This is a genomic window from Mycobacterium sp. IDUB_19 (assembly GCF_055419445.1).
The window spans coordinates 1-1,225 of record NZ_JBVAXR010000149.1 but is presented as its reverse complement, the minus strand read 5'-3'; the positions used below and the strand labels follow the sequence as shown (position 1 = coordinate 1,225).

The following is a 1,225-nucleotide window of genomic DNA, read 5'->3' as shown; positions in this document are numbered from 1 at the left end:
GATACCAGCCATGTCGCAAAGCAACTCGGCATCGAGCCGGCGCACATGTTCGACGCGCTCGCCTAGTCGGCGGGCAATTCGCGGGAGCGCTTATTGGCGTACATGTGCTCGTCCGCGAGGCGCATGAGATCCTGCTCGCCGGAGGCGATCCCGGCGCTGAAGCCTACCGGCTCGTCAGCCTCGGCCCAGCGATGGCGAAGCCGATCGAGGACCTGCTCGGCCTCGGTGCGATCGGCGCCGACGAGCATGAGGAGGAATTCGTCGCCGCCGATACGAAAGGCGATGTCCTGCTTTCGGACCGACCAGCGGATCGCGTCAGCGAAGGCGACCAAGACGTCATCGCCGGCCTCGTGGCCGTGATTGTCGTTGTAGCGCTTGAAATTATCGAGGTCGATAAGCACCACGGCCGACCCGCTTGCGTGCATCGACAGCTGGGTCCGAGCGTGCTTCGATCGAGCAGCTGGGTGAGCGCGTCGGTATGCGCGATCTTGCGGAGCAGCGCGCTCTGCTCCTCGAGTTGCGCAATGAGCCAGGCCGGGACCTCCGCGACGATGACCCACATAGCAGCGGCCAACACCACGGTGGTCAACTCGGCCGGGAGAACCTTACTGCCGCCGACGACGAACGCCACGACGCCGAGTGGGACGAAGGCGAGCGAGCGCCAGCGCGGGCAAGTGAGGCCGACATAGGCGAACGTGATCGTGATCGTCCCGGGAAAGTTCCGGGTAGCACTCGGCTCAACGGCTCCGACCAGAGCCGTCGCGAGGAGCGCGGCCACCGGCCACCCGGACAGCAGGGCGCGCCGCTGTTGCCAACCTGATAACCGGCCAACGAACGCGACGACCACGGCAACGGCAACGGCGCCGCCGAGAGCCCAGTAAAAACGAGGACTGACCCCGGCACGGTGGAAGTACCCTGCGGCCGCGTACAGGGAGAGCATCGACAGATACGCCGTCAGGCCGATCCCATGCCAAACCCGCGTGGTCGGCTGGGGGTCGGCACGCCATGGCACGTGCTCAGGATAAGCATGACAACGGCGCCTTTCCTGCGCTCAGCCGCCGGGGTGGACGTTGACGCCCATGACGACCAGCAGCGCCGCCCAGGCCAGATCGGGTCCGTCGGGCAACTGCATGAGTCGTGCAACCACAGCACGACCCTATGCGTTGAATGTGTATCCGACTGAGCGACAGGGATTTACGACGTATTGACATCCCACGCCTTCGGA

The 1,225-nt window shown here is 65.4% G+C and carries 2 protein-coding genes; one reads left to right on the top strand and one right to left on the bottom strand.

All coding sequences use genetic code 11. The features are described from left to right. Positions 1–62 precede the first annotated feature (62 nt). Positions 63–404 (bottom strand): GGDEF domain-containing protein, encoded by a 342-nt coding sequence (locus ACZY0B_RS27535; protein WP_463767386.1) that lies wholly within the window; start codon positions 402–404, stop codon positions 63–65. Between the two features lie 74 nt (positions 405–478). On the opposite strand from ACZY0B_RS27535, the gene ACZY0B_RS27530 reads away from it, so the two are divergent. Beyond that, a complete protein-coding gene (locus ACZY0B_RS27530; RefSeq protein WP_463767385.1) occupies positions 479–820 on the top strand; it encodes a hypothetical protein in 342 nt (113 codons plus the stop codon). The last annotated feature ends 405 nt before the right edge of the window (positions 821–1,225 follow it).

Coding starts and splice junctions, on each gene's coding strand:
- ACZY0B_RS27530 (WP_463767385.1), top strand. CDS start 479: ATGCGCGATCTTGCGGAGCAGCGCGCTCTGCTCCTCGAGTTGCGCAAT.